The sequence below is a fragment of the Microcystis sp. M079S1 genome (genome assembly GCF_020246425.1).
Classification (GTDB): domain Bacteria; phylum Cyanobacteriota; class Cyanobacteriia; order Cyanobacteriales; family Microcystaceae; genus Microcystis; species Microcystis aeruginosa.
Genome location: NZ_JADBSZ010000010.1, coordinates 1 through 8,598, shown reverse-complemented (window position 1 = coordinate 8,598; position 8,598 = coordinate 1). Strand labels below are relative to the sequence as shown.

General features: G+C 43.2%; 9 protein-coding genes. 3 read left to right on the top strand and 6 right to left on the bottom strand.

What is annotated here, in order from left to right; translation table 11 throughout:
- Positions 1-273: 273 nt before the first annotated feature.
- Together IM456_RS00590 and IM456_RS00585 are read right to left on the bottom strand one after the other, a co-directional pair.
- Positions 274-417, bottom strand: coding sequence for a hypothetical protein (locus tag IM456_RS00590; protein WP_172970582.1), 144 nt, complete (start codon positions 415-417; stop codon positions 274-276).
- Positions 418-516: 99 nt separating this feature from the next.
- Entirely contained in the window at positions 517-693 is a 177-nt protein-coding gene (locus IM456_RS00585) for a hypothetical protein (protein ID WP_172970583.1), read from the bottom strand.
- Between the two features lie 594 nt (positions 694-1,287).
- Between IM456_RS00585 and chrA the strand changes: the two genes are divergently transcribed.
- Positions 1,288-2,445 carry a chromate efflux transporter gene (gene chrA / locus IM456_RS00580; protein ID WP_149988711.1) on the top strand — a complete coding sequence of 386 codons (1,158 nt, stop codon included), beginning with the start codon at positions 1,288-1,290 and terminating at the stop codon, positions 2,443-2,445.
- 212 nt (positions 2,446-2,657) lie between these two features.
- On the opposite strand, the gene hisG is transcribed toward chrA, so the two are convergent.
- From hisG to deoC, 3 genes are all read right to left on the bottom strand, one after another.
- Complete coding sequence (gene hisG / locus IM456_RS00575) at positions 2,658-3,305, bottom strand: ATP phosphoribosyltransferase (RefSeq protein ID WP_149988713.1); 648 nt, start codon at positions 3,303-3,305, stop codon at positions 2,658-2,660.
- Positions 3,306-3,595: 290 nt separating this feature from the next.
- Positions 3,596-4,369: an HAD family hydrolase gene (locus IM456_RS00570; protein WP_287693519.1), complete on the bottom strand. Its 774-nt coding sequence runs from the start codon at positions 4,367-4,369 to the stop codon at positions 3,596-3,598.
- A 245-nt stretch (positions 4,370-4,614) separates the two neighbouring features.
- The gene (gene deoC, locus IM456_RS00565; RefSeq protein ID WP_149988591.1) at positions 4,615-5,292 is read right to left on the bottom strand and encodes a deoxyribose-phosphate aldolase; all 678 of its coding nucleotides are present in this window, start codon (positions 5,290-5,292) and stop codon (positions 4,615-4,617) included.
- 159 nt (positions 5,293-5,451) lie between these two features.
- Between deoC and acnB the strand changes: the two genes are divergently transcribed.
- On the top strand, positions 5,452-8,061 hold the full coding sequence (gene acnB, locus IM456_RS00560; RefSeq protein ID WP_287693522.1) for a bifunctional aconitate hydratase 2/2-methylisocitrate dehydratase: 2,610 nt from the start codon (positions 5,452-5,454) through the stop codon (positions 8,059-8,061).
- 65 nt (positions 8,062-8,126) lie between these two features.
- Entirely contained in the window at positions 8,127-8,396 is a 270-nt protein-coding gene (locus tag IM456_RS00555; protein ID WP_149988587.1) for a DUF2584 family protein, read from the top strand.
- 89 nt (positions 8,397-8,485) lie between these two features.
- On the opposite strand, the gene IM456_RS00550 is transcribed toward IM456_RS00555, so the two are convergent.
- A partial coding sequence (locus IM456_RS00550) for a transposase (protein WP_071784045.1) occupies positions 8,486-8,598 on the bottom strand: 113 nt, incomplete at its 5' end.

Genomic DNA, 8,598 nt, shown 5'->3' with positions numbered 1-8,598 from the left:
TTTCTAACACTTTCTGGTATAGTTCACTTATCATTTTCGTTATTTAGGTCATATATGGTAAATATGACTTATCTTTTTTTGGAGTCTGTGTCTGTATTTTATGCTACATAAGCTTTTCAGCTTGCTTGTCCCCCTGTCAGATCAATTCGCCATTCATTAGGTTCGCCTCGATTAGAAATATATTCAAATTGGTCTAATTTCATGATTTTAATCTCCTTGGTCACAAAAATCGTCAATAGGGTCAGCTTTTCATCGTTCACCCTAAACTTCATACTAACTCAAAACACCAGAAGGAATCCCTAAGATATCCTCAATTTTAGGTAAATCTTCTAGGGGAATTACCCAGCCTTCATCCTCAAAACCAACGATTTCAATTAAGATTGAGAATATTAATACTCGACAGGATAAGAGTTTCATATATCTAGAATGTATCAAACTAATCGGTCATGACTATAAAAACAAATCTGGGGGTAGATAACCCCCTTGTGTACAAACGATCTGGCAAATACATAAGAACTAATTAGCTGATGGTCTGAGTTTTTGTTGTATTTTAGCCTTTATTCGAGCAATAAAGCTGGATTTGTTCTTTTTTTCGGGATCTTCGTAGACAAAATTTTTGGCACTACCATCTTCTAATATTCCAATTAACTTTAAACTAGGTGCTTGTCTCTGTTGTTTTAGTGACTCAGACATAATAGTTTCGGTTCTTCGTTACTTAGTATGGTTCGATAGGGTGGCATAAATCGACTAAATCCTTATCTGGCAAGAGATTTAATTGATTAGTTCGCTCTAGATCGAAAACAATTAACAAAAATCGCCAAATGTCTTTCCCTATAAGAGTTTCATTCCTTATAACCCTGTACGTTGCATAAGACAAACCGAAGAGCCAATTTACTTTAACGGTAGTAAGCTAAACGGCTTTTACTTCGGATCACCGATATAGACTCCAAAAGGGTTATAGCTATTGGATCATGCAGGTTAAGCGCCGTTTAGCTTATTAAATATTTATGATTGAGTTTATGTAAAACGGGTACATCTCATACCATTTGGGTGCACGCAGTGCGCCCCTACCATTGGTGCAATAATATTATTGTAGGGGCGAATTGCATTCGCCCCCGTAATTATATGATTCCCCAATGGTAGGGGCGCATCGTGGTTAGTGAGTTTATCGAACTGCGTGCGCCCAATATAATATAGATATTTCTACAAAATTGAGATGCAGCCTTAACTTAAGCCTATATTCTTGGATATAAACTTGATTCTAGAAAAACTATTGGTAATCAGAAAATGCTGACTTCATCGCCTCCCAATCTCTCGCAACTTGCCCTTTTATTTCTCAAAATCGGCATTATCGGTTTTGGTGGTCCGGCTGCCCATATCGCTTTAATGGAGGAAGAAGTGGTTAAGCGTCGCAGTTGGATGACCAAGGAGCGATTTCTCGATTTGGTGGGGGCCACTAATCTGATTCCTGGTCCCAATTCCACGGAAATGGCGATTCATATCGGTTATATTTTTGGGGGTTTAGCGGGTTTAATAATCACGGGGGTTTGTTTTATTACTCCTGCGGTGTTAATTACGGGTTTTCTAGCGTGGATTTATACTACCTACGGGACTTTACCCGATGTCGCTCCGATTTTTGCGGGGATTAAACCGGTAGTAATTGCGGTGATTTTTCAGGCACTCTGGCGCTTAGGCAAAAAGGCACTGAAAACCCGTCAATTACTCTTCATCGGATTGGGAGTTATCGGATTATTAATCTTAGGTTTAAATGAAATTATCGCTTTACTGTTAGGCGGAATTATCGGGATGTTTATCCTAAAAAAATTCGCAACTTTTCCCCTGATTGTGGCAGGAATAGGCGGTGCGACGGCGGTTGCTACTCCTAGCAATATCCCACCGACATTAACAGGATTAGGGCTATTTTTCCTCAAGGTGGGTAGTGTTTTATTTGGTAGTGGTTATGTGTTAGTTGCCTTTTTAGAAGGGGATTTAGTGCAGGGGAGAGGATGGTTAACCCAGCAACAATTATTAGATGCCATTGCTGTGGGTCAATTTACCCCCGGTCCGGTGTTATCTACAGCCACTTTTATCGGTTATCAAATATTAGGAGTATCGGGGGCAATTGTGGCGACTCTAGCGATTTTCTTTCCTTCTTTTATCTTTGTTTTATTACTTAATCCTCTCATTCCTAAACTGAGAGAATCCGCTTGGGCAGCGGCTTTTTTAGACGCAATTAATGCTAGTGCCGTGGCTTTAATGGTAGCAGTAATTTTTAATTTAGCTCTAGCTACTTGGTTACAACCCTACGGTAATTTAACTTTTAATTTATTGGCTATTATTTTATCTCTTATCTCCGCTATTCTTTTACTACGTTTTCAGATTAATTCTACTTGGTTAATTCTTGCTGGTGCGCTTATTGGTTTGCTCTTAAAACAATTAGGTTAGGGGGAAATAAGTAAATGGTTCTAATTAAATAGATTTTGCCTTTAATCCCCCCTTGATCCCTAGGGTTGATTCAAGGTAGGGTTGATTTAAGGTAGGGTTGATTCAAGGTAGGGTTGATTCAAGGTAGGGTTGATTCAAGGTAGGGTTGATTCAAGGTAGGGTTGATTCAAGGTAGGGTTGATTCATGAATCAACCCTACCCTTGATACCCCCTTAATAAGGGGGGTGCTGATTAGCTAAACTGAGCTTTTCTACCCAGTTATAAATCTGATCGCGATCTAGTCTATAGCTGAGGGGATGGGCGATTAATCGAGCGCTACTAGCAAATAATTCGGCAATTTCTACTAAACCATTTTCGCGTAAAGTTCGACCGGTGGAAACTAGGTCAACTATCGCTTCTGACATCCCCGTAATCGGGCCTAATTCTACGGAACCATAGAGAGGTATAATCTCGACGGGAATATCTAAACGACGAAAATAATCCTTAGCACAATTGACAAATTTTGAGGCCACTTTACCGTGATGGGGAATATCTAAGGGACTTTGATAGGGACTATCAGCAGGGACAGCTACCGACATCCGACAGTAACCAAATTTTAGGTCAATTAAATTAGCCACATCGGGAGATTTTTCCAATAAAACATCATAACCGGCGATGCCTAATTGTGCCTGACCGTATTCTACATAAACTGGTACATCTGTTGCTCGTACTAATAACGCTTTCGCTTGGTTAGTGGGATCAGTAATCTGTAATTGGCGATTTTTTGAGTCAAGAAAGGCACTAAAATCTAAGCCAATTTTCTGAAATATTTGGATACTTTCGTTTAGTAAAGCACCCTTCGGTAAGGCAATTGTTAGCATAGAGGGAATTATGAATTGGGGTGTGGGGAGGTGGGGGGAAGTGGAAATTATGAATTATGAATTATGAATTATGAATGGGGGTGTGGGGTGTGGGGTGTGGGGTGTAGGGAGTGGGGAGCGGGAATTATAAATTATGAATTATGAATTATGAAGTGGGGAGTGGGGAGAAGGGAGCAGGGAAAACAAATAAAAATAGTCTCCTGACTCCTATCTCCTATCTCCTATCTCCTATCTCCTGTCTCCTGACTCCTGACTCCTGACTCCTGAATCCTGACTCCTAACAGCTAAAATCATAACTGATAACTGATAACCGAGATGGCAGTAAGTTCTCTAATGACCACATCAGCTAATTGTAAATCTTGATGGTTTTCCGGTTGCCAACTAATTGCGATCGCTGCTGCTGATTTTGCCTGTTTAGCCATTTCCCAATCGGCCTTAGTGTCCCCCACCATCAGGGTTTTGTCCACTGCGGTCCCCAAAGCTTGACAGGTTTCTTGCAATAATAAGGGATCCGGTTTACTTAAACCTCGATCGCATCCCTGGGCAATTTTAATATAATTTAATAGGCCATTTTCCTTGACAAATTGCTCAACTCGTGCTGTGGTATCGGAGGAAAGAATCGCTAATTGTAAACCGGCTGCGTGCAGATAACGAATTACTTCTAAACATTGGGGATAGAGGGGATTTAAGCGGGGGGGAACCTTTTCATCGGCCGCTTGAAAGGCCGCTTTTGCGATCGCAATTGCCGTTAACCAATCCCGGCCGGTGGAAGCAATACAACCGGCAGCGACGATATGATTATCTCTGCGGCTGCCTACTGCCATTAAACCAGCAGGATTGAGACTATTTGCCCCAATACCGAAAGTTTTGGTTAATAAAGACTCTAAACCCGGAATTTGCGATTCAATGGCTTGTATCCGGGCTATAGCTCGATCGTACCAGAAAGCTCGCGAATCCTCTAGCGTACCGTCCTTATCAAAAACAATCCCTTGAATATCTCTAAATTCTCGATTACCACAGCGAATTATCGGCAAATAAACCCCCTTATTTTTATTGAATGTCATCCGTCAGCTAAGAGGCATTTTAACCGCCTATTATTAGATTAGCTGAATCTTCCTCACCCCCTCTTACCCTGGGGTCGTTTGATTCTCTCTTATGTCATTCTCTCAAATCCTTATCTGGTAACGTTTTTAGTCGATTTCTCGGAAATATATAGCTGAAAATTTGTCAAAACATAGTGCTTTGTAGGTTGATTCATGAATCAACCTACTCAACAAGCAATTTAAATGCGCGGGCAGCCCACTGCATTTTACTCCTCAAAGGCGGCCTTTTGCTGACGGACTAAATCGACACCGCGGGAAGTTCCCAGACGAGTGGCCCCGGCCTGGATAAGAGCGATCGCTTGTTCTAGGGTGCGAATTCCGCCGGATGCTTTAATTCCTACCCGGCCTTTGCTAATTTCCTTGAGAAACTTGACATCGCTAACCGTTGCACCTCCAAACCAGCCGGTACTGGTTTTTAGATAACTGACTCCTGCATCCATGCAAATTTCCGCCGCTAAACGTTTCTCGGTGTCCGTCAGTTGCGAGGTTTCCAGAATCGCTTTCACCGTCTGGCCGGTTTCCTGACAAATACTAGCAATTTCTTGGAATAATTGCTCAGATTTCCCATCTTTTAGCCAACCGAGATTAATAACCACATCTAACTCCTTGGCACCATTATCTACGGCTTCTAAAGCCTCATAACGTTTAACTGCGGAGGTAGTGGCCCCTGCGGGAAAACCAATTACGGTAGAAACTAAAGTTTTTTTGCCGTGGAGTAACTGCACCGCTTGCTTAACGGCAGCGGGATAAACGCAGACGGTGGGAAAACGATATTGTTCGGCCTGTTGACAGTAAGCCTCTAATTGTTCACGGGTGGCGGTGGGGATGAGGAGAGAATGGTCGATATATTGTGCTAAATCTAGATCAGAATCGGTGATAGCCATTATCTAAGCCTCAATATAGTCAATCGATCGCTATTTTCTCATTTTATGGAAATCGCACAGCAAAGTCATCTCTCGTTAACCTAGAAATTCCGAGACTAGCAAAAATCCAGTAACCTAGGAAGAAACCGTCACAAGTGAAGACTAGGAGACAATAGACCTATGTTAGAAGCGTATCATCAGCACGTTGCCGACCGAGCGAAATTAGGTATCCCTCCCCTTCCCCTCAATGCTCAACAAACGGCGGAATTATGCGAAATACTCAAAAATCCGTCCGAAGAACTCAAAGGAGAATTGCTGACCCTGCTGCGTGACCGTGTTCCCCCCGGAGTTGACGAAGCGGCCTACGTTAAAGCGGGATTTTTAACAGGAATTGCCAAAGGTGAAATAAAATCTAGCGTTATCTCCCCCCAGGGTGCGGTTAGCTTACTGGGAACCATGGTCGGCGGTTATAACGTTCATTCTCTGATTGAACTGCTGAAATCCAGAGATATTAATATCGCCGCTGCCGCTGCCAGCGCTTTAAGTAAAACCCTGCTGGTATTCGACGCATTTAACGAGGTTTTGGAATTATCCGACACCAATCCCTATGCTAAACAGGTTATCGATGCTTGGGCCAATGGTGCTTGGTTTATCGCTAAACCGAAACTCGCTAAAGAAATTACCGTCACCGTCTTCAAAGTACCCGGAGAAACCAATACAGATGACCTATCTCCCGCTCCCCATGCCACCACCCGGCCCGATATTCCCCTTCATGCCTTGGTAATGTTAGAAACCCGTCAACCCGGGTCCTTAGAAACCATTGCCGAATTGAAAAAATTAGGCCATCCGGTCGCCTATGTGGGGGATGTGGTTGGGACTGGTTCCAGCCGAAAATCGGCGATTAACTCGGTTCTCTGGCATATTGGCGATGATATTCCCTTTGTACCTAATAAACGTGCTGGTGGCTATATTTTAGGCAGTAAAATCGCCCCTATCTTCTTTAATACGGCCGAGGATTCCGGCGCTTTACCGCTTGAATGCGATGTTAGCCAAATGAACACGGGGGATGTGATTAAAATCTATCCCTACGAAGGCAAAATCACCAACGAAGCGGGCGCAACTATTAGCACTTTTAGCCTCAAACCCGAGACAATTCTGGATGAAGTGCGCGCCGGCGGTCGTATTCCCCTCTTAATCGGTCGCAGTCTCACCGATAAAACCCGTCACGCCTTGGGACTTGAGGCTAGTATCCTATTTACCCGTCCAACTATGCCTAGTGATACGGGTAAAGGTTACACCCTAGCGCAAAAAATGGTCGGCAAAGCTTGCGGTTTACCCGGGGTGCGGCCGGGTACTTCCTGTGACCCAATTATGACTACGGTAGGGTCTCAGGATACCACCGGTCCGATGACCAGGGACGAGTTAAAAGAGTTAGCCTGTTTAGGTTTTAGCGCCGATTTAGTCATGCAGAGTTTCTGTCACACGGCAGCCTATCCGAAACCGGTTGATATTCAAACTCATCACCAATTACCCGACTTTTTCTCTACCCGGGGTGGGGTCGCTTTACGTCCGGGAGATGGCATTATTCACTCCTGGTTAAATCGGATGTTATTGCCGGATACGGTGGGGACTGGAGGCGATTCTCATACTCGTTTTCCCCTGGGAATTTCCTTTCCTGCGGGGTCGGGTTTAGTGGCATTTGCCGCCGCTTTGGGAGTAATGCCTTTGGATATGCCGGAATCGGTTTTAGTGCGTTTTACGGGGGAATTACAACCAGGTGTAACTCTGCGCGATATTGTTAATGCTATTCCCTACGTCGCCATCCAAGAAGGCAAATTAACCGTGGAAAAACAGAACAAAAAAAATGTTTTTAACGGTCGCATTATGGAGATGGAAGGGCTGCCGGATTTGAAATTAGAACAGGCTTTTGAGTTAACCGATGCCACGGCGGAACGTTCCTGCGCCGGTTGTACGATTAAGTTAAGTACCGAGACAGTGGCGGAATATTTACGCTCTAATGTGGCCCTGTTAAAAAATATGGCGGCCCGGGGTTATAGTGATGCCAAAACTATCCTACGTCGGGTAGCAAAAATGGAACAATGGTTAGCTAGTCCCGTCCTGATGGAGGCGGATAAGGATGCCGAATATGCGGATATTATCACCGTCAATTTAAGCGAGATTAAAGAACCCATTGTCGCCGCACCCAATGACCCCGATAATATCAAGTTAATGTCGGAATGCGCCGGGGATACAATTGATGAGGTGTTCATCGGTTCTTGTATGACTAATATCGGTCATTATCGCGCCGCCGCTAAGATATTAGAAGGAGCAGGAGTTGCTAAGGCTAAACTGTGGATTTGTCCCCCCACCCGCATGGATGAAAAACAATTGCGCGATGAGGGAATGTATGGCATTTTTGCCGCTTCTGGGGCGCGTACCGAGATGCCGGGATGTTCCCTTTGTATGGGTAATCAAGCGCGGGTTGAAGACAGAGCAACGGTATTTTCTACCTCGACTCGTAACTTCAATAATCGCATGGGAAAAGATGCGCGAGTCTATCTCGGTTCCGCCGAATTAGCAGCGGTTTGTGCGCTGCTAGGACGCATTCCCACCGTCGAGGAATACCTCGCAATTGTCACCGAGAAAATTAATCCTTTTGCCAGGGATTTATACCGCTATTTGAACTTTAATGAAATCGCTGGTTTTGAGGATGAAGGCCGGGTAATTCCCCTAGAAGATTTACCTAAGATTGAGGATATCTTAGGGATTCCTTCTGGTGTTTTGAGTTAGTATGAAGGTTTAGGGTGAGCTTTTCATAGCTCACCCTCTGCTCAGAAAATAAAGAGGTAAAATTTATGGGTATGCCCTGTGAAGTGAATAGTATTTTAAACTTAAAACCATCTCAAGGTTATCCAGAAATTTTGGAATTATCTAAACAGTATCAAGGGAGCAAAGAAGATTATAGAATTATTCCTGTTGATGTTCCCATTCCTTTGGTAAATGAACATTGGGTTGCCTACGCAGATGTTATCATTGAAAAATTAGTTTGGGAAAATCGTCAAACAACAGTTTTATTTAGAATTGATAGGATTTATCCAGTCCCTTTTATTGTCAAAGAAACTTGAAATTAGATGAAGGATCAACAACGAATAATTATTGCAAGAATTATTAAGTATGAATTTGATTAAGGCTCTTCGTTACCCTTTATGCTAAATCAACAGACAAGATGCCAAGATAACATACTTCTAACCCAAAAATTCCGAAAGTTTCTAAAGCCATAGCCTCTCCGTTTTATTAGTTTAAGTTTATTGTTGATTCCCTCGACCA